This is a genomic window from Campylobacter sp. JMF_14 EL1 (assembly GCF_027737585.1).
Classification (GTDB): Bacteria; Campylobacterota; Campylobacteria; order Campylobacterales; family Campylobacteraceae; genus Campylobacter_B.
Map to the genome: position 1 here is coordinate 411,674 of NZ_JAOVTW010000001.1, position 18,415 is coordinate 430,088.

Sequence of the window (18,415 nt, forward strand, 5' to 3'; positions counted from 1 at the left end):
TTTACTCCGTCTTATGAGCAAATTCGAAATTTTCAAATCCACAATACCGGTTATGTTAGGCTATATTCCGCTTGGAATCGCGTTTGGAATTTACGGCATTTCGCAGGGATTGGAGTTTTGGGTAATGATGATAACTAGCGTGCTAGTCTATGCAGGGAGCGTGGAGTTCGTGCTGGTGGCGTTTATCGTAACTGGTGCCTCGCTGATAGATACCTTTATCATCTCGTTTTTGCTAAATTTTCGCCATTTTTTCTACACAATGTCGCTCATCGACGAACTGCGCGCAATCCCACGCAAAATTTATCCCATTTATGCGCTTACTGATGAAACATTTGCCCTGCTTAAAACTCGCGTTTTTCTAAGCGATGATGAGCGCAAAAATGGCATTAGCGAACAAAGAGCGCGCGAGTTAGGGCTGATTTATAATCTCACAGCTGTTTTTAACCACTCGTATTGGATTAGCGGTGTGGCGATTGGATCAATCCTTGGAGCTAGTTTAAATGTCGATTTTAGCGGGGTTGAATTTAGCCTTGTGGCGCTTTTTGCGATGCTAAGTTACGAAATGTTTAAATCAAACCCACAGCATAAAATTTTGATTTTTAGCCTTATTTGCGCGTTTGCGGGGCTGTTTGTATTCCCTGTGAAATACTATCTTTTTGGCACACTGCTTTGCGCGATTTTTGCGCTTTTAGCATTTCGCAAATTTTTTGAGCGAGGCTAGTAATGGAGATTTTCGCATATATCGCAATGGCTAGCATAGCTACCGTGCTAACTAGATTTTTGCCGTTTTGGCTCTTTAAAAAAAAGAGCAAAAACCCCACGCTCGTGTATCTGCAAAAAAACTCTGGGCTTGTGATTATGATAATGCTTATGATTTATGCGCTAAAAACTATGATTCCAAAATTTAACGAAAATGGCGAAAATACCGCATTTTTCGCCACTATTTGCGGGCTCGTGTTTTGTCTGGCGCTCTCGTTTTTGGCGCACGCTAAATTTAGAAATTCACTGATTACAATCGCAGTTCCGACGCTTTTATACACGATTTTTCTGCGATTTATATGAATTTTAAGATAAATTTCGCTAAATTTAAAAGTTAATTTTTTATTTTAAAGAAGGTTTAAGCTTTATGCAAATAATCACGAATTTAATCCAAAATTTTGCCAAAAAATATGCTAGTAAAACAATGCAAAATTCACTTTATAATTCCCTTAGAATCGACATTTCTGACCAAAATATAGAGAAAATCCCAGATCTAGCGAAAAACTACATGCTCTACATGCATGTGCCGTTTTGCCACACATTTTGTCCGTATTGCTCGTTTCACAAATACGCCTATGACAAAGACGCCTGCAAAGCCTATTTTAGCGCACTTAGAACAGAAATGCGTCGCACGAAAGAGGCAGGGTATGATTTCAAAACACTTTATGTCGGAGGTGGCACAACCTTAATCGACGAAGACGAGCTTTTACGCACATTGGAGCTTGCAAAATCGCTTTTTAATATCGAGGAAATTTCATGCGAAAGCGACCCTAACCACATCGACCCTGCCTCGCTAGCAAGGTTTCGTGGGCTAATCGATAGATTAAGCGTGGGCGTGCAAAGCTTCGATGATGAAATTTTGCGCAAGGCTGCGAGATATGAGAAATTCGGCAGTGGCGAGGTTTTGCGCGAAAAACTAAGCAAGGCGGTTGGGGTGTTGCCGATTTTAAGCCTTGATTTGATTTTTAATTTCCCTTTTCAAACAAAAGAGAATTTACTCCACGACATCGCTATGGCAAAATCCGTAAATCCAGAGCAAATCACCATGTATCCGCTAATGAAATCACCTCTAATGCGCGATCAAATCGCGCGAAATTTAGGTATAAGCAGTGTGGATAACGAAGAGGAATTTTACAAAATAATCTGCGATGAATTTAGCTCGTGGCACAAAAACAACTCATGGGCATTTGCGAGAGAAAGCTCAAATATCGCCGATGAGTATGTGGGCGCAAACCACGAATATTTGGGCATTGGAAGCGGTGCGTTTAGCTTTTTGGACGGCAGACTTTTGATAAACGCTTTCAACCTAAGCGATTATTCAGCTCGTATCAAAGAGGGCAAAAGCACAGTGATTGCCACATGCGATTTTAGCGAGAGCGAGAGGGCAAAATATATATTTTTGACCGAGCTTTTTAACGGCGAGATTGACATGGCAAAATTCCAAAGCGCAAACGGCATAAATTTACGCAAAGAGCTAGGGCGCGAAATCTCGCTACTTAGGCTTTCAAACGCAATCAGAGTGGAAGGTGGTAAAATCATTACGACGCAGTTTGGAAAATATCTTTGCGTGATTTTGATGAAGGAGTTTTACACTGGCATGGATAAGGTCAGAGCGACCTTCAAAGATGACGCTAAAATCAAGCACGCAAAGCATATTGCGATTATGGAAGAAGAAGTGCAAAATGCGCAACAAATTGCTTAAATTCGCTCAAATTTTAAACCAAATTTAACGATTAAAAAGGTAAAATGTGCGCAAAATTTTAATCCCAAAAGGTAATTTATGTTAAAAGACATATTCTTGTTCGCTGGTAGTTTATTTACTTACGACCACACTTTTATTTATCTATTTTATTTCTTTTTAGTAGTTGCTATCATTATAGCTATTGCGATTTTTTCTACTCGCTCACTTCAACTCGTCCCACACGGTATGCAAAATATCGCTGAGGCTTATGTCGGCGGTGTTTTATCTATCGGAAAGGACACAATGGGTAGCGAAGAAAGAGCCAAAAAATATCTCCCACTTGTAGCAACTCTTGGTTTGGTTGTATTTTTAAGCAATATTATCGGTCTAATTCCTGGTTTTGAATCCCCTACTTCTAGCCTAAATTTGACACTTTCTTTGACACTTTGTGTGTGGTTTTATTACCATTTCGAGGGTATTAGAGAGCACGGTGTCGTGGGATATTTCAAACACTTCATGGGTCCAGTAAAGGCTCTTGCGCCATTTATGTTTATCGTCGAGCTTATCTCACACTTCGCGCGCGTTGTGTCGCTGTCTTTCCGTCTTTTCGGAAATATCAAGGGCGATGATATGTTCCTTTTGGTTATGCTTACGCTATTTCCTGCACTCGTGCCTATGGTGCCTTATGCGCTACTAACCTTTATGGCGATTTTGCAAACTTTTATTTTTATGGTTCTTAGCTATGTTTATCTAGCTGGCGCCGTAGTAGTTGATGAGCATTAATTTTAAACGCAATTTTTTATACTTTTTGGTAGGCGCATCGTTCGGACTTATATTCGTCGGTGCGTTTATCTTTTTTTCATATCCTGCATTTTATTTTTTGGGTCTTAAATTTCTGCTAATCTGCACAGCTCCTGGGGTCGTGTGCGTCATCATCACCTGCCTTTTAGTCGATTTGCTCGATTTAAAAGAGCAATTAGAAAACAAAAAGTAAAATTTAACCTCAAATTTCGCCAAATTTTGGGCTGAAATTTTCAAAATTTAACCGATTTCAAATTTAATTAGTAGTAAAATCACAGAATTTTGTTTTAAAGGTAAAATTTATGTTTGAAACCATAATCGGACTTGAAGTTCATTGTCAATTAAATACAAAAACCAAGATTTTTTGCTCATGCGCCACTAGCTTCGGAGATAAGGCAAATACCCATGTTTGCCCTACTTGCCTAGCCCTGCCGGGCGCACTTCCTGTGCTAAATAAAGCAGCTGTTATCAAAGCCATAAGCTTTGGCACCGCGGTCAATGCGACCATAAATCGCAAGTCGATTTTCGATAGAAAAAACTATTTCTACCCTGATTTGCCAAAAGCGTATCAAATTTCACAATTTACAATCCCTATCGTCGAAAATGGCGAACTTTTTATAAATATTGACGGAAATGAAAAACGCATAGGTATCACACGCGCGCACCTAGAAGAGGACGCGGGTAAAAACAGCCACGAAAACGGCAGAAGCCTAGTCGATCTAAACCGCACCGGCACGCCGCTACTTGAAATCGTAAGTGAGCCGGATATGCGTTCTAGCGATGAGGCTGTGGCTTACCTGAAAAAACTACACTCGATTTTGCGCTTTTTAAATATCAGCGACGCAAATATGCAAGAAGGCTCTTTCCGCTGTGATGTAAATGTCTCAATTCGTCCAAAGGGCGATGATAAACTCTACACTCGCGTTGAAATTAAAAATTTAAATTCATTTAAATTTATCCAAAAAGCCATAGAATATGAAGTAAATCGCCAAATTTCAGCTTGGGAAGATGGCAAATACGACGAGCTAGTTTATCAAGAAACTAGACTTTTTGATACGAATAAATTTGTAACCAAATCAATGAGAAGCAAGGAAGATAGCGCAGAATATCGCTATTTCCCTGATCCTGATTTGCTAACTGTGATAGTCGATGATGAGATGATGAAAGAGGGGCAAAATATCCCTGAACTGCCTGATGAGAAAAAAGTTCGCTATGTCGAAAAGCTTGGTATCAAACCAAAGGACGCGGAAGTCATCATCTCAACCTATGAAAATGCGAAGTATTTCGAGGATTTGATTAACGCAGGGCGCGAGCCAAAACTATGCGTAACATGGCTAAATGTCGAGCTAAACGGCCGCCTTAAAAACGGCGTAACTATCGAAAACAGCCCTGTTGATAGCGCGAAAATGAACGAGCTTTTAACCCGCATTGAAGACGGCACAATCAGCCAAAAAGCGGCAAAAGATGTGCTTGATTTCTTAATGGAAAATGATGAAAGTGTCGATAGCGTAATCGAAAAACTTGGCTTAAAACAAGTTAGCGATGACGGCGCGATAATCGCTATAATCGACGCAGTTTTAAACGCAAACGCGGACAAAGTCGCAGAATACAAAAGCGGAAAAGATAAGCTTTTTGGCTTTTTTGTCGGACAGGTTATGAAGGAAGGCAAGGGAGCGTTTAATCCAGCAAAAGTAAATGAGCTTTTGAAGGCGAAACTCTAAATTCCCAGACTTAAACGGATTAAATTAAAAATTTCACGCTTTTTCGCTCACGCACGATAAATGCACCACTCTTAAAAGCGTGAAATTTTTTAAACTGAAACCAAAGTGAGAAAATTTGGATATTAACGAACTAGAAAATTTAAGAATAAAAATTTTAAAAGAAATTCATAAATTAAAAATAAAATATTTTTTATATACATTGTTAATCCCTATTATACTTATTTCTTATAATCAGCTTGCGCTTGGATTTTTTAACTTAGCTTATAAGCAAAATCAAAAATTTGACATTACCGTTGCTATAAATCCTACAATAGATGTTATTTCTGTCATAGTTTTTGCAATATTTCTTGCTTATATATATCTAAGAGATGAAAGAAAATTTATAATAATGAAGGAAATGTTTTTTTTATTTTTACCTTATATATTATTTTTTGGGTTAGCACAATATACCAAAGTAGATTTTCCATATATTACTGCGATATATCTTACTTTATTTGCTATGTTTGTGTCGTATTTGGCGTTTTTTAACCTAGCAAAAAACGATAAGATAGCAGAATACAAAAAAGCATTTAAATTAAAATATTTAAAGCCTATGTTTTTAAAAGAAGGGTATGAGTATGAAACCAAAGGAAATATCAATTTAAAATTTATAAGAAATAGTCTAATTTTTGGCACAAAAGAAATTTCGGGTGGCGATGATAAAATCAGCGGGAAAGTCGATAATATAGAATTTGAACTATCCGATATAATGGTGCATAATAGTATAAATTTTTCTACTTTTGGCATATTTTTTTATGCTGAATTTAACAAAAAAGTTAAATTCACGACTTTTATAACAACAAAAAAATATAAATTGCAAGATTATGGTTTTGTAAGCGATAAAATCACTATGGACGATACAGAATTTAATAAATTCTTTGATGTATATTCAAATGATGTGCAAAATGCAATGTATATTCTAAGTCCCGCTTTTATGCAACGACTTACACAATTAAGGCAAATTTTTAATTCTCCTATAATAGTAAGTTTTTTCAAAAGCAAAATTTATATTTTTATTGACACCAAAAAAGATAGTTTTGAGCCAAATATCGATATAAGCGCCACTCAAACAGCAACAACTATAATAAAAGAATTTGCAAATTTTTTATCGATAGTAAAAATACTAAATTTAAACACCAAAATTTGGAAAATTTAGCTTTAATTATCACACAAATATAAATATTAATCTAAATCTTTATTTTTCACAAAAAATCCAAATTTTGATTATTTTTTTATCAAATTTTGGGTAAATTCGTATGTTTATTTTAAATTTGGAAGTGAATTTATGAAAATAGCAATCATCGGTGCAGGTAAATGGGGGAGTGCGTTATGTGACGCTTTGAGCGAAAAAAACGAGTGCGTCATCACCTCGCGCACACCGCGAAATTTGCCAAATTTCGTCAGTATCGAAGAAGCCTTGGATTGCGAAATGCTAGTATTTGTCATCGCCGCTCAGCACACGGCGGAGTTTTTAGCCCATAATTTCACAAACAAAAACCAAAAAATCCTAGTCGCCTCAAAGGGCATCGAGGCCAGCAGCGGCAGGTTTTTAAACGAGATTTTCGAGCGCCACACGAGCGCGCAAAACCTCGCCTACCTCTCAGGCCCCTCATTTGCGAGCGAAGTTACGCGCAAACTGCCTTGCGCCCTCGTGGTAAGCTCGACAAACCTCGCCCTCGCCGAAGCGATCGCAGAGCTTTTCCCGCCATACATGAAAACCTACGCCAGCACCGATGTCATCGGCGCAGAAATCTGTGGCGCGTATAAAAATGTCATCGCCATAGCCAGCGGGATTTGCGACGGGCTGGGGCTAGGAAATAACGCCAGAGCCAGCCTCATCGCGCGCGGAATCGTCGAAATCGCACGATTTGGCAAGTTTTTTGGCGCGCAGGACGACACATTTTTAGGACTTAGCGGGGTTGGCGATCTGTTTTTGACCGCTTCTAGCGAGCTTTCGCGCAACTACCGCGTAGGGCTAGGCCTAGCTAAAAACAAAAGCTTGGAGCAAATTTTAAGCGAACTTGGCGAGGTCGCAGAGGGGGTATATACTGCGCGCGCAGTCGAAAAAATCGCCAAAGAGCATGGGATTTACACGCCGATTTCGAGCGAAGTAGGCAAAATTTTAGACGGAAAAAATGTCAAAGAGAGCCTGCAAGATTTGCTGAAAAAACACTAAAATTTAGTGAAATTTTAAATTTCGCTTCGCAAATTTTAGGATACTGCACCGAAATTTCGCTTTTAAGTGTCATTGCGAGCGAGTGAAACGAGCGTGGCAATCTACAAATTTTAAATTCACAACCACCAAAATGGCAAAATTTTACGAAATTCCACACTAAATTTAGCCAAATTTCACACTTTCCAAATTTTTGTGTTTAAATTTAGCGTTTTTACTATTGATAAAAAGTGCGAAAGTTCTCTTTTTATGGTAAAAGCTGGATTTGCGTGTAAAACGCTTTTATCAATGTCTGGCTCAAAATTATCCTTGCCAGTATCTAAAAAAATGTAAATTTTATCTCCCACAAAACTAACGCTGATTGGGAAATTTAGCCGTCTTTTTAAATCCAAAAGTCGCTTCATAAACGCAGGACTTAAAATATACATTGCATTTTGCATATCGTTAGAATATACGCTAAATTTAGCATTAAATTCACTATTATCCATTGTGATTTTTTTAAATTGTTTGGCGTTGTCATTTGTAGCGTCGTTTGAAATTACAAATAAATTTGAATTTGCCTTTTTGTTAAAACTAGCATGAAAAAATACGCCGTAAATATCATATCCTTTTATAGTATCAATAAGTGCTATATCTACAAAAGCAAATTTTATTCCATCGACTTTTCCACAAATTTTATCATTACCACTTTCTATATAATGAACACTTTCTCTAAAAATTTTACTATGTCTTAAATACATATTTTCTATTAAATCATTTTCATTATAATCATAACCAAACTCTGCCAAATAAGGCTTCAAAGATTGAATTTTAAATTCTTTTTGATACTTTTTCTGTTTTGATTTTTTTATGCTTTTCATACACATTTTATAAATTAAATTCATTGAAAAAATAGTAAAAATTATAACTACAATATAGAAAAATTTTGGATATTTTTCTGCCAAATTTGTTGCTATTGTAAAAAATATCATAGGTGTAATTCTGGCAAACAACATATATTTTATTTGTGGCGTTTTATCAAGCTCAAAAATATCCGCAATATAAAAAATCATAGGCAAACATAAAATAAAAGCAATGGGAATACTTGCACTTTTTACATCATAACCAGAATAATGAAAAATTATCAAAACCAAACTCGGGATTACAAAAGTCCCCAAAATAACAAAAGGCTTTAAATCATCAATTTCCTTTAAAGTATTTTTTCTTAAATTTTCTAGTTCGTAAATATCCAAATTCTTGCCTTAAATTTAAAATTTCACTAGCTCTTTATCTCTCCCGCGATACAGGGCCACTCTATCCCAGCCAAACGCCCTAGCCTTGCGCGTCAGCTCATCGTATCCAAAGCCCACTTGTGCCACAGCGTGCGCATCGCACCCAAAGCTAATATCCACACCCGCGCTCGCAAACTCAGCCAAAAGCGCGTCGCTTGGGTAAATCTCGCCTACCATTTTGCGAAGTCCAGCGGCGTTTAATTCTAGCGTGATACCGCTTTTTTTCACAGCCCTCACAGCTTCGCGCGCTAGTATTCTGATATCCTTTTTAGGGGTAAATTTAAAAATTTTAATCAAATCAAAATGCCCCAAAATGTCAAATTTACCGCTATCACACAGCGCACAAATCAGCGCGAAATACTCAGCGTAAATATCATCTATATCGCGCTCGCTCCACTGCGCGATAAATTCCTCATTATCAAAGCCCCAATTATCCAAAAAATGCACCGAACCGATTAAGTAATCGCATTTTCGTCTCAAAACACGCTCATCAATAAGCGCGCGATTTCGCATAAAATCCACTTCATAACCAGTTAAAATTTCGATTTTATCCCCAAATTTCGATCTTGCTTCATTTATCATACGCTCATATTCGCTCATCTGCGAAAAGCTCATACGATACTTTTCATCGAAATTCATCGGCGCATGATCAGCAAATCCATAGATATCAAACCCCAGCTCGCACGCTCTTTGCACATACTCGCAAACGCTTCCGCTAGCGTGGTTGCAAAGGGTTGTGTGGTTGTGTAAATCGACCTTCATTTTGCTTCCTTAAAATATTTTTTTGCTAAATTGTAGTAAAATCACGCTTTAAAAAATTTTATAGGATTATTTTTGAAAAAACCAGAACTTCTAAGTCCAGCAGGAAATTTAACTAAACTAAAAATCGCCCTATCCTACGGCGCAGACGCTGTATATGCGAGCACCGGGGCGTTTTCGCTTCGCCAAAGAAGCGCAAAGGAATTTGATAAAACTAGCTTTGAAGAGGGCGTAGAATTTACCCATAAAATGGGCAAAAAAATCTACGCCACGGTAAATGGATTTCCCACAAATGTCCAAATCGACACTCTCTCGCGCCACCTTGAATACTTGCAAGATTTGCGCGTAGATGGGATTTTGGTCGCGACCCTTGGCGTAGCGCGTTTGGCAAAAAAATTCGCCCCAGATATTCCGCTACATATCTCGACCCAAGCGAATGTCCTAAACTGGCTTGACGCGCAGGTTTGGAGCGAGTTAGGGGCTACGCGCATAGTAGCAGCGCGCGAAATGACGCTAAAAGACGCCGTGCTAATCAAAGAGCATTTGCCAAATTTAGAAATCGAAATTTTCGTGCATGGCTCGATGTGCTTTGCTTACAGCGGGCGTTGCCTAATCAGCGCGGTTCAAAGCGGGCGATTTAGCAACAGAGGCAGTTGCGCGAACGATTGCCGTTTCAAATACGAAATTTACGCTAAAAATAGCGAAGGTAACGCCCTATTTCGCCTACAAGAGTGCGAAAACGAGGGCACTTACATAATGAACGCCAAAGATCTCAAACTAGCTAGCCACGCCGAAAAAATCCTCCAAACAGGCGCGATTGATAGCTTCAAAATCGAGGGTCGCACCAAAAGCGAATATTATGTCGCATGCGCCACGAACGCTTACAGACGCGCGATTGATGACGCAGCCAACGGTAAATTTGAGCCTGAAATTTATGAAAGCGAGCTAGCGACGCTGAAAAATCGCGGTTTTAGCGACGGATACCTTATCAAACGCCCTTACGAGCGCGACGATACGCAAAATTTAAACACAAGTATCGAGGAAGGCACGCACCAAGTCTGCGCCATTTCAAATGACGGCGAGTTTATCAGCGTCAAAGATAAAATCGCGCTAGGCGAAATTTATGAAATTTTCGCGCCACACGGAGCGCAAATTTCAGCGTGTCAAAACGAATTTGGCGAAATTTTTGAAACTGGGGGCAAAAAATTTATCAAATTTAGCCGTTTGATTGCCAGAAATAATAAAGAATTTAGCGAAATTCACAGCGGGAATTTAAACGAAATAAAACTTCCTGCAAATTTGCCAGAATTTAGCTTTTTAAGAAAGGAAATAAAGTGAAATTTGTATCGATAATAATGGGTTCAAAAAGCGATTACGAAATCGTAAATGAATGCGCGAAAATCCTAAAAGAATTTGGCGTGGCTTATGAAATGATAATTAGCTCCGCTCACCGCTCACCAAAACGCACCGCCGAGTATGTCGCAAACGCCGAGAAAAAGGGCGCGCAGGTCTTTATCTGTGCTGCTGGTATGGCAGCTCATTTAGCAGGAGCTGTGGCAGCAAACACGACAAAACCTGTGCTTGGAATTCCTCTTGGTGGAAGCGCGCTAGGGGGCATGGACGCTCTGTATGCCACAGTGCAAATGCCAGGGGGAATCCCAGTAGCAACCCTAGCTATCGGCAAGGCAGGAGCCAAAAACGCAGCGTTTTTAGCCGTGCAAATCCTAGCCCTAAGCGATGAAAGCTTGGCTGCAAAACTGCTTGCAAACAGAGCGCAACAAGCAGAAGCATTGCAAAAAGATTCACAAAATATCGAAATAATTTTATAAAGGAAAGCTATGACATTTTCACAAATCATTTTAACACTTCAAAACTACTGGCACGAGCAAGGCTGCTTACTTGTCCAGCCTTATGACATGCCAAGTGGAGCTGGCACATACCACCAAGCTACATTTTTGCGCGCTATCGGAAATAAGCCGTGGAATGTAGCCTATGTAGCACCAAGCCGCCGCCCAACTGACGGCAGATATGGCGAAAACCCAAACCGCCTTGGCGCATATTATCAGTTTCAAGTGATTTTAAAACCAAGCCCAGATAATATCCAAGAGCTGTATCTAAAAAGCTTGGAGCGTTTGGGACTAAATCTCAAAGAACACGATATTCGCTTCATCGAGGATAACTGGGAGAGCCCGACACTTGGTGCTTGGGGGCTAGGCTGGGAGGTTTGGCTAGATGGCATGGAAGTTACGCAATTCACATATTTCCAACAAGTAGGCGGAATCCCTTGTGAGCTAATCAGTGGCGAGATCACTTACGGGCTCGAAAGACTTGCCATGTATCTACAAAACAAGGACAATGTCTATGACATAGCATGGGACGAAAATGTAACTTATGGCGATGTGCATAAAAGAGGCGAATTTGAGTTTTCAAAATACAATTTCGAAGTCGCAGACGCAGGACGGCTTTTTGCGCAGTTTGAAAACGCCTCAGCCGAGTGCAAATCTATCCTAGCGCAGGGACTGGCTCTACCAGCGTATGATTACTGCATGCTAGCAGCGCATACCTTCAATGTCCTTGACGCCAGAGGCGCAATCAGCGTAACCCAAAGACAAGACTATATCCTAAAAATCCGTGATATGGCGAAAAACTGCGCTCTATGCTACGCAGATCCAGAAAAATACTTGCAAAATTTGGCTAAGGAAAATTCGTGAAACTAGGCGAAATTTATGAAATTCTAAATACTCTCGCGCCTTTCGAGGATAGCGAGAGCTGGGATAATAGCGGAATTTTACTAGGCGAGATAGGAAGCGAGATAGGCGAAGTTTATCTAAGCCTTGATGTTACTAGCGAACTAGTAGAAAAAGCCAGCACTAATTCACTACTCATCGTTCATCACCCGCTGATTTTTAAAGGATTAAAATCGCTAAATCCGCTAATTTATCCCTCAAATTTGATTTATCAACTAATCCAAAAAAACATCAGCGTCATTGCCATGCACACGAATTTCGACAAACATCTGCTAAATAAATATGTCGCGCGCGAAATTTTGGGCTATGAAATTTATGAAAGCAGAGAATTTTTGGAATTCATGCGCGTGGATATGAGCTTTTACGAGCTTGTAAGCGACATAAAAGCCAAATTTAACATGCCTATAATCAGAGCTGTAAATGCCAAAGCGCATATCAAAACGATCGCGCTTTGCACAGGAAGTGGAAGCGAACTAAATGAAAATTTGGGCGTGGATTGTTTCATCACAGGTGATATCAAATATCATAGTGCGATACAAAATTTAGAAAACAAGGTCTGTTTGATAGATATCAATCACTTTGAAAGTGAGCGCTACTTTGGGGCTTGTCTGGCTTTACACTTGCCAAAAGATAAAATAAAAGTTATAATAAACGAACAAAAAAATCCATTTAAATATTACTAAAAGGAAAATCATGAACAAATATCTAAATCAGTTAGTCGAGCTGTGCGAACACGACAAAGAACTAGACAGCTTCAAGCCAAAAATCGAAGCAGCCCAAGCAAGACTAAATTCGAAAGTTAATCAAATCGACAAAGCCAAAAACGAAATCGATGTGCTAAACACTGAAATCGAGGAGCTAAGTGAGCAAATTTCACTCACAAACGCTCAAATTGCAGAGCTAAACGCTAAATCAAAAAGTAGCGCGAAAAAATCAGCCTCGCTAAAAACAGAAAAAGAGATCAAAGCCCTTAGCGTCGAGGTCGATATCACAAAAGAGCAGTTAAGTGCTGCAAACGAGCAAATTGATAGATTAGAAAAACATGTCGAAACCAAAAAAGCCCTAATCGCTGATTTAGAGACGCAAAAAAGCGCATTTGAGACAGAGCTTGAAGAGATCAAAGCAGAGGTTAGCACCCAAATGGGCGAGGTCGAGGAAAGCAGATCAAAAATTTATTCAGTTCGCGAAAAACTAATCAAATCAATGGATCCAAAAACCGTATCTTTCTATGAAAAAATCCGCAAATGGGCTAGTAACACAGCTGTCGTTCCAGTGCGCAAACAAGCCTGCTATGGCTGTTTCATGAGATTAAACGACAGAGTTTATAGCGCAGTTATCAAAAGCGACGATATCGTAACCTGCCCGTATTGTGGCAGAATTTTATACAAAGAAGCAGAGTGATTTATACACTTTTTTCTTTTCTTATCTGGCTACTTGCACTGCCGTTTTTGGCGGTGCTAGCCCTCAAAAAAAAATATCACAAAAGCCTTCCTGCTAGGTTTTTGCTATTTAAAAATCCGAAATTCAACCCCTGCGATGTGCATTTTCACGCTTGCAGTCTTGGCGAGGTAAATGCGCTTAAAAATCTAATCTCAAATTTCGATAGCCTAGCCCTTACCACGACCACAGACACGGGCTTTGCAGCAGCGAAGCAAATCACGCAAAACTCGCGCTTTTTGCCATTTGAAAACCTGCTTCCATTTTGGTTAGAAAAGGCCAAGATTACCGTGATTTTCGAGGCGGAGCTGTGGCTAAATTTGGTGCGAAGCGCGAAAAAAAACGGCTCTTTTGTCGTACTTTTAAACGCCAGAATTTCAGATAAAAGCTACAAAAACTATCTGCGATTTAAATTTTACTACAATAAAATTTTTGAAAATATTGATTTGGTCTTAGCCCAAAGCGAGCGCGACAAAGCCCGTCTAATGGGGCTTGGCGCAAAAAACATAATCGTAGCTGGAAATATCAAAAGCGCAAATTCTAGCTCTCCAAGCAAAATTTTGCCAAAATTTCAAAACCGCACCACTATCACGATTGCTAGCACGCACGAGGGCGAGGAAGAGCTGATTTTAGCCGGGTTAAAAAATTTCGCGCAAAATAACAAAAATTTCAAATTTATCCTTGCCCCACGCCACCCTGCTCGTTTTGAACACTGCGCCAAAATCGCGAAAATTTGGGCAGATGAGCTAAATTTGAGTTTTGAGAAATTTAGCGAAAACAAAAATTTCAAAAGCGATTTTATACTGCTTGATACAATCGGCGAGCTGATAAATTTCTACGCCATTAGCGATATTGTAATCCTTGGTGGCAGTTTCGTGCCAAATATCGGCGGACACAACCCAATCGAGCCAGCACACTTTGGCGCTAAAATCATCAGCGGCAGGTATTTTCACAACCAAAACGCGCTGTATAATCTAGTAAAAAATATCAAAATTTGCGAAGCTAGCGAGCTTGGTGACGCGCTAAAAAACCCGCCCCAAAAAAGCGAAATTTTGCAAATTTGCGATTTAGAACGCATTATAAAAATCATAAAGGACGAAATCAATGCAAGAAAAAGCCTATAAACTTCTAGCAATCCAAGAAAAAATTTCAAACAACGAAGCCAAGGCGCTAATCGATGCTGGGCTTGTGAGCGCGCACGGCAAAAAACTTAGCGTCGCGCGCGAAATGATGAGCGAAAAAACCATTTTTAGCGTCGCAAAAATGGAAAAACCAAAGCTGATTTACGAGGACGAAAACATCATCGCCGTGGATAAACCTGCGTTTTTGGAGTGCGAAAATTTAGAAAAAATTTATCACGCAACTCTCTTAAATCGCCTTGATAAGGGGACAAGTGGCGTAATAATGCTAGCTAAGAACGAAGAATTTCGCCAAAAAGCGATAAACGAATTTAAAGCCATGCGCGTGAAAAAAACATATCTCGCGCTCGTAAATGGCATAGTCAGCGAAGAGATCAAAATAACCGACCCAATCCTCACAATCAAGGGCAAATCCGGCGCGATTTCGAAAATTTCGCCAAACGGCAAAGAGGCGATTACAAATGTTTTTCCGCTCATGGTAAGCGGTAAAAAATCCTTTGTCAAAATCACAATCGAAACTGGTCGCACGCACCAAATCAGGGTGCATTTAGCCAGCCTCGCTCACGGCATAATCGGCGATGAAAAATACGCCAAAAGCAAATCAAAGCGTATGTTTTTGCACTCATACCAAACCGAAATTTTAGGGCTTAAATTTATTGCCCCATTAAAGGGCGAATTTAACGAATTTGGCTTTGATATACCAAAAAATATGCAATATTAACAGCTATTTAAGTTAAATTTTGGTAATATCGTAGGTTTAATAATTTTATAAGGGAACGATAGTGTTTGAGATAATCAGTGAATCATTTAAAAATGCGGTTAATAAGCTAAAAACAATCGATGATGAAAAAGCGCTCAAAAATGCGCTTGACACCCTAAAAAAGGCACTTTTGAAGGCAGATGTTCATCACAAAGTAACCAAAGATTTCATAGCATTAGTAGAAGCCGATGTCAAAATCAACGGAATCGGTCAAAAGCAATTTTTAGATTCAATCAAAAACAACCTAACCATGATTTTAACAGCGCCAAAAGGCAGCAATCAGGGCTTTGTTTTTGCTGATACGAACCCTACAATCGTGCTTATGGCAGGTCTTCAAGGTAGCGGTAAATCAACCACCACTGTAAAACTTGCAAATTTCTTAAAACTTAGAAAAAAGAAAGTCCTAATCGCAGCTTGCGACTTGCAACGCCTAGCAGCCGTCGAGCAACTAAAACAACTTTGCGAAGCAAACGAGATTGATTTATTTGCCATAGATAACGAAACAAACCCTATCAAAGTCGCAAAAGAGGCCCTTACAAAGGCAAAAGCTGGATTATATGATGTGCTTTTAGTCGATACTGCTGGACGCCTCGCAATCGACGAAGCGCTAATGGAGCAAATTTCAAATATCAAAAAAGAGATTAACCCGCATGAAATTTTCTATGTCGCTGATGCGATGAGCGGTCAAGACGGCGTGAAAACAGCGGCTAAATTTAACGAAGTGCTTGAAATCAGCGGTGTGATTTTGAGCAAATTTGACGCCGATACAAAAGGCGGAATCGCCCTTGGAATCGCACATCAGTTAGGAATTCCACTTAGATTTATCGGAACGGGTGAAAAGGTCGCTGATTTAGAGGGTTTCATACCAGATCGTATCACTAGCCGTATCATGGGAGAGGGCGATTTAGCGACATTGGTTGAGAAAACAGCGGCTGTTTTCGACGAAAAAGAGGCAAAAAAATTAAACAAAAAAATCAAAAAAGGCGAATTTAATTTCAACGACTTTATTTCGCAGCTCGAAAGCGTCAAAAAGCTAGGAAATATGAAAAATTTAATCGGCATGATTCCTGGACTTTCTGGCATGGCAAACAAAATCCAAGATATCGACTTGGAAAATTCAAAAGAGATTAGACATATCAAGGCAATGATTGATTCTATGACGCCAAAAGAGCGCGAAAATCCAGATTTATTGAACAACTCTCGCAAACGCAGACTTGCCCAAGGTGCAGGTTTGTCGCAAGTCGAGGTCAATAGATTTTTGAAACAATTCACAAACGCGGCAAAACTTGCTAAAAAATTCTCGTCAAAAGGCGGTATGCAAGGGCTAGCCTCGATTGTGCAAAAACCGAGATAATTCTCGGTTTTAGAGCTTATAAATGCCCAAATTTTGGGTATTTACAAGTTCTAAAACTTTAAAAATTTCAAGGAGAAAAAATGGCAACAGTTGTTAGACTAACAAGATTAGGTAGAAAGAAAAAACCTTTTTATCGTATAGTTGTAACAGATAGCAGAAAAAGACGCGACGGCGGTTTTATCGAGACTATCGGTTATTATAACCCTCTAAAAGACGAAAACAATGTCAAAGTAGATAGCGAAAGACTAGCTTACTGGAAAAGCGTAGGCGCTAAACTAAGCGATAGAGTTGCTCAAATCACAAGCAAATAATCATGGTTGAAAACTTTATAAAAGAATACGCAAAGCTAATCGTAGATCACCCAGACTCGATTTCTACCGAGCTAAAATCTGGCGATAATTTCACAGAGATTATCATCTACGCTGATAAGGCCGATACTGGCAAACTTATCGGCAAAGACGGCAAAATGATTAACGCCATAAAAACGGTCATCATGGGCTATAAGGCCAAGGATCCGAGTAACTACAAAATCACGGTTAAAGCCAAAGATGCCTGAAAACCTGCTCGAAGTCGCTAAGCTCGGCAAAACAGTCGGCCTAAAAGGCGCATTGCGACTTCACGATAAAAGCGATTTCCCAAAACAATTTAAAAAAGGTGCCAAATTTTACTTACAAGATGGCACCGTTTTGGAAATTTCTGCATTTTTACAATCAAATTCCACTGTGAAATTCGTAGGTTTTGAGAGCATTGAACTAGCCCAAAATTTAGTAAATAAAACCCTTTATCAAACTATCGAAAACACCAGAAAAAATTGTCCGCTAAAAAAAGGCGAATTTTTCTATTTTGATATTTTGGGGCTTAGCGTTTGCGAAGATGGCGAAATTTTGGGCGAAGTAAGCGATATAATGGAGAGTGGCAGCGCGTATCTTTTCGAGGTAAAAACAGCGAGCGAGCTTGTAAATTTAGGGCTTGCTAGCACATTTTTTGTGCCATACCTAGATAATTTTGTAGTTCAAATTTCGCTTGATGAGCGCAAAATTTTAACCAAAAACGCTAAGGCGATTTTAGAAAATTCATGAAATTTACCTTCGTAAGCCTTTTTCCAAATTTAATCCAACCATATTTTGGCGACTCGATTTTAAAACGAGCCGTTGATAAGGGCATTATCGAGCTAAATTTTTTAAATCCCAGAGAATTTACCACCAACAAATACAAAAAGGTCGATGATTATATGATAGGCGGAGGCGCAGGTCTTTTAATCGGCACCGAGCCCCTAGCTAGGACGCTTGATGAGTTTAAAAAAACTTCCCCAAACGCAAAAATCATCTACCTAACCCCAGTCGGTAAAAAATTTACCCAAAACGACGCAAAACGCCTAGCCAGACAGAGTGAAATTTGCTTTATTTGTGGCAGATACGAAGGAATCGACGAGCGCATAATCGAAGAATATGTCAGCGAAGTTTTTTGCATAGGGGACTTTGTCTTAACTGGTGGCGAGCTTGGCGCGCTGTGTATGAGCGACGCTATAAGCCGAAATTTAGCCGGTGTTTTGGGAAATACTGCCTCGCTTGATGAAGAAAGCTTTGAAGATGGGCTTTTAGAGGCGCCCTCTTTCACAAAACCTGATATTTTTAAAAATTTATCTATAATTTCAGAGTTTTTAAAGGGTAATCACGCTAAAATGCACAGTTTAAAAAATCAAATGGCGCTAATGAAAACTAGGTACTTTCGGGTGGATATGTACCGAAAAATCGCCAAAAAATAAAGGACATTT

The 18,415-nt window shown here is 39.3% G+C and carries 22 protein-coding genes; 20 read left to right on the forward strand and 2 right to left on the reverse strand.

Features of this window, described 5'->3' with window-relative positions; genetic code table 11:
• The first annotated feature begins 13 nt into the window (after window positions 1-13).
• The 8 genes from OFN73_RS02080 to OFN73_RS02115 all read left to right on the forward strand — a co-directional run bounded on the left by OFN73_RS02080 (window position 14) and on the right by OFN73_RS02115 (window position 7,177).
• Complete coding sequence (locus OFN73_RS02080; RefSeq protein ID WP_270862019.1) at window positions 14-721, forward strand: AzlC family ABC transporter permease; 708 nt, start codon at window positions 14-16, stop codon at window positions 719-721.
• A gap of 2 nt (window positions 722-723) precedes the next feature.
• Window positions 724-1,062, forward strand: a complete 339-nt coding sequence (locus tag OFN73_RS02085) for an AzlD domain-containing protein (protein ID WP_270862020.1) — start codon at window positions 724-726, stop codon at window positions 1,060-1,062.
• 64 nt (window positions 1,063-1,126) lie between these two features.
• Window positions 1,127-2,461, forward strand: a complete 1,335-nt coding sequence (locus tag OFN73_RS02090) for a coproporphyrinogen III oxidase family protein (protein WP_270862021.1) — start codon at window positions 1,127-1,129, stop codon at window positions 2,459-2,461.
• Between the two features lie 78 nt (window positions 2,462-2,539).
• A complete protein-coding gene (locus tag OFN73_RS02095) occupies window positions 2,540-3,223 on the forward strand; it encodes a F0F1 ATP synthase subunit A (protein WP_270858236.1) in 684 nt (227 codons plus the stop codon).
• 25 nt (window positions 3,224-3,248) lie between these two features.
• Complete coding sequence (locus tag OFN73_RS02100; RefSeq protein WP_270858237.1) at window positions 3,249-3,434, forward strand: hypothetical protein; 186 nt, start codon at window positions 3,249-3,251, stop codon at window positions 3,432-3,434.
• A gap of 109 nt (window positions 3,435-3,543) precedes the next feature.
• Complete coding sequence (gatB, locus tag OFN73_RS02105; RefSeq protein WP_270862022.1) at window positions 3,544-4,962, forward strand: Asp-tRNA(Asn)/Glu-tRNA(Gln) amidotransferase subunit GatB; 1,419 nt, start codon at window positions 3,544-3,546, stop codon at window positions 4,960-4,962.
• A gap of 115 nt (window positions 4,963-5,077) precedes the next feature.
• Window positions 5,078-6,157 carry a DUF3137 domain-containing protein gene (locus tag OFN73_RS02110; protein ID WP_270862023.1) on the forward strand — a complete coding sequence of 360 codons (1,080 nt, stop codon included), beginning with the start codon at window positions 5,078-5,080 and terminating at the stop codon, window positions 6,155-6,157.
• Window positions 6,158-6,286: 129 nt separating this feature from the next.
• Window positions 6,287-7,177 (forward strand): NAD(P)H-dependent glycerol-3-phosphate dehydrogenase, encoded by an 891-nt coding sequence (locus OFN73_RS02115; RefSeq protein WP_270862024.1) that lies wholly within the window; start codon window positions 6,287-6,289, stop codon window positions 7,175-7,177.
• Between the two features lie 173 nt (window positions 7,178-7,350).
• Here OFN73_RS02115 and OFN73_RS02120 read toward each other — a convergent pair whose 3' ends face one another.
• Window positions 7,351-8,406 carry a DUF3137 domain-containing protein gene (locus tag OFN73_RS02120; protein WP_270862025.1) on the reverse strand — a complete coding sequence of 352 codons (1,056 nt, stop codon included), beginning with the start codon at window positions 8,404-8,406 and terminating at the stop codon, window positions 7,351-7,353.
• Window positions 8,407-8,421: 15 nt separating this feature from the next.
• Complete coding sequence (locus OFN73_RS02125; RefSeq protein ID WP_270862026.1) at window positions 8,422-9,207, reverse strand: histidinol-phosphatase; 786 nt, start codon at window positions 9,205-9,207, stop codon at window positions 8,422-8,424.
• Between the two features lie 72 nt (window positions 9,208-9,279).
• On the opposite strand from OFN73_RS02125, the gene OFN73_RS02130 reads away from it, so the two are divergent.
• The 12 genes from OFN73_RS02130 (at window position 9,280) to trmD (ending at window position 18,406) form a co-directional block, all read left to right on the forward strand.
• Window positions 9,280-10,542 carry a peptidase U32 family protein gene (locus OFN73_RS02130; protein ID WP_270862027.1) on the forward strand — a complete coding sequence of 421 codons (1,263 nt, stop codon included), beginning with the start codon at window positions 9,280-9,282 and terminating at the stop codon, window positions 10,540-10,542.
• Entirely contained in the window at window positions 10,539-11,033 is a 495-nt protein-coding gene (gene purE, locus OFN73_RS02135; RefSeq protein WP_270862028.1) for a 5-(carboxyamino)imidazole ribonucleotide mutase, read from the forward strand. Before OFN73_RS02130 ends, purE begins: the two co-directional genes overlap by 4 nt.
• Window positions 11,034-11,042: 9 nt before the next feature.
• On the forward strand, window positions 11,043-11,915 hold the full coding sequence (gene glyQ, locus OFN73_RS02140) for a glycine--tRNA ligase subunit alpha (RefSeq protein ID WP_270862029.1): 873 nt from the start codon (window positions 11,043-11,045) through the stop codon (window positions 11,913-11,915).
• Window positions 11,912-12,634 carry a Nif3-like dinuclear metal center hexameric protein gene (locus tag OFN73_RS02145; RefSeq protein ID WP_270862030.1) on the forward strand — a complete coding sequence of 241 codons (723 nt, stop codon included), beginning with the start codon at window positions 11,912-11,914 and terminating at the stop codon, window positions 12,632-12,634. Before glyQ ends, OFN73_RS02145 begins: the two co-directional genes overlap by 4 nt.
• Window positions 12,635-12,644: 10 nt before the next feature.
• A complete protein-coding gene (locus tag OFN73_RS02150; RefSeq protein WP_270862031.1) occupies window positions 12,645-13,352 on the forward strand; it encodes a zinc ribbon domain-containing protein in 708 nt (235 codons plus the stop codon).
• Complete coding sequence (waaA, locus tag OFN73_RS02155; RefSeq protein WP_442868097.1) at window positions 13,352-14,512, forward strand: lipid IV(A) 3-deoxy-D-manno-octulosonic acid transferase; 1,161 nt, start codon at window positions 13,352-13,354, stop codon at window positions 14,510-14,512. The genes OFN73_RS02150 and waaA overlap by 1 nt, the downstream gene beginning before the upstream one ends.
• The gene (locus OFN73_RS02160) at window positions 14,493-15,248 is read left to right on the forward strand and encodes an RluA family pseudouridine synthase (protein ID WP_270862033.1); all 756 of its coding nucleotides are present in this window, start codon (window positions 14,493-14,495) and stop codon (window positions 15,246-15,248) included. The genes waaA and OFN73_RS02160 overlap by 20 nt, the downstream gene beginning before the upstream one ends.
• Window positions 15,249-15,309: 61 nt before the next feature.
• Window positions 15,310-16,641 (forward strand): signal recognition particle protein, encoded by a 1,332-nt coding sequence (gene ffh / locus OFN73_RS02165; protein WP_270862034.1) that lies wholly within the window; start codon window positions 15,310-15,312, stop codon window positions 16,639-16,641.
• Between the two features lie 80 nt (window positions 16,642-16,721).
• Window positions 16,722-16,952: a 30S ribosomal protein S16 gene (gene rpsP / locus OFN73_RS02170; RefSeq protein ID WP_270858252.1), complete on the forward strand. Its 231-nt coding sequence runs from the start codon at window positions 16,722-16,724 to the stop codon at window positions 16,950-16,952.
• Between the two features lie 2 nt (window positions 16,953-16,954).
• Complete coding sequence (locus OFN73_RS02175) at window positions 16,955-17,197, forward strand: KH domain-containing protein (protein ID WP_270858253.1); 243 nt, start codon at window positions 16,955-16,957, stop codon at window positions 17,195-17,197.
• The gene (gene rimM, locus OFN73_RS02180) at window positions 17,190-17,720 is read left to right on the forward strand and encodes a ribosome maturation factor RimM (protein ID WP_270858254.1); all 531 of its coding nucleotides are present in this window, start codon (window positions 17,190-17,192) and stop codon (window positions 17,718-17,720) included. The genes OFN73_RS02175 and rimM overlap by 8 nt, the downstream gene beginning before the upstream one ends.
• Complete coding sequence (gene trmD, locus OFN73_RS02185) at window positions 17,717-18,406, forward strand: tRNA (guanosine(37)-N1)-methyltransferase TrmD (protein ID WP_270862035.1); 690 nt, start codon at window positions 17,717-17,719, stop codon at window positions 18,404-18,406. The genes rimM and trmD overlap by 4 nt, the downstream gene beginning before the upstream one ends.
• Window positions 18,407-18,415: the final 9 nt, after the last annotated feature.

Excerpts from the sequence above, each read along its gene's own strand:
- OFN73_RS02080 (WP_270862019.1), top strand. The coding sequence starts at position 14 with ATGAGCAAATTCGAAATTTTCAAATCCACAATACCGGTTATGTTAGGC.
- OFN73_RS02085 (WP_270862020.1), top strand. The coding sequence starts at position 724 with ATGGAGATTTTCGCATATATCGCAATGGCTAGCATAGCTACCGTGCTA.
- OFN73_RS02090 (WP_270862021.1), top strand. The coding sequence starts at position 1,127 with ATGCAAATAATCACGAATTTAATCCAAAATTTTGCCAAAAAATATGCT.
- OFN73_RS02095 (WP_270858236.1), top strand. The coding sequence starts at position 2,540 with ATGTTAAAAGACATATTCTTGTTCGCTGGTAGTTTATTTACTTACGAC.
- gatB (WP_270862022.1), top strand. The coding sequence starts at position 3,544 with ATGTTTGAAACCATAATCGGACTTGAAGTTCATTGTCAATTAAATACA.
- OFN73_RS02115 (WP_270862024.1), top strand. The coding sequence starts at position 6,287 with ATGAAAATAGCAATCATCGGTGCAGGTAAATGGGGGAGTGCGTTATGT.
- OFN73_RS02125 (WP_270862026.1), bottom strand. The coding sequence starts at position 9,207 with ATGAAGGTCGATTTACACAACCACACAACCCTTTGCAACCACGCTAGC.
- glyQ (WP_270862029.1), top strand. The coding sequence starts at position 11,043 with ATGACATTTTCACAAATCATTTTAACACTTCAAAACTACTGGCACGAG.
- OFN73_RS02150 (WP_270862031.1), top strand. The coding sequence starts at position 12,645 with ATGAACAAATATCTAAATCAGTTAGTCGAGCTGTGCGAACACGACAAA.
- OFN73_RS02160 (WP_270862033.1), top strand. The coding sequence starts at position 14,493 with ATGCAAGAAAAAGCCTATAAACTTCTAGCAATCCAAGAAAAAATTTCA.
- rpsP (WP_270858252.1), top strand. The coding sequence starts at position 16,722 with ATGGCAACAGTTGTTAGACTAACAAGATTAGGTAGAAAGAAAAAACCT.
- OFN73_RS02175 (WP_270858253.1), top strand. The coding sequence starts at position 16,955 with ATGGTTGAAAACTTTATAAAAGAATACGCAAAGCTAATCGTAGATCAC.
- rimM (WP_270858254.1), top strand. The coding sequence starts at position 17,190 with ATGCCTGAAAACCTGCTCGAAGTCGCTAAGCTCGGCAAAACAGTCGGC.
- trmD (WP_270862035.1), top strand. The coding sequence starts at position 17,717 with ATGAAATTTACCTTCGTAAGCCTTTTTCCAAATTTAATCCAACCATAT.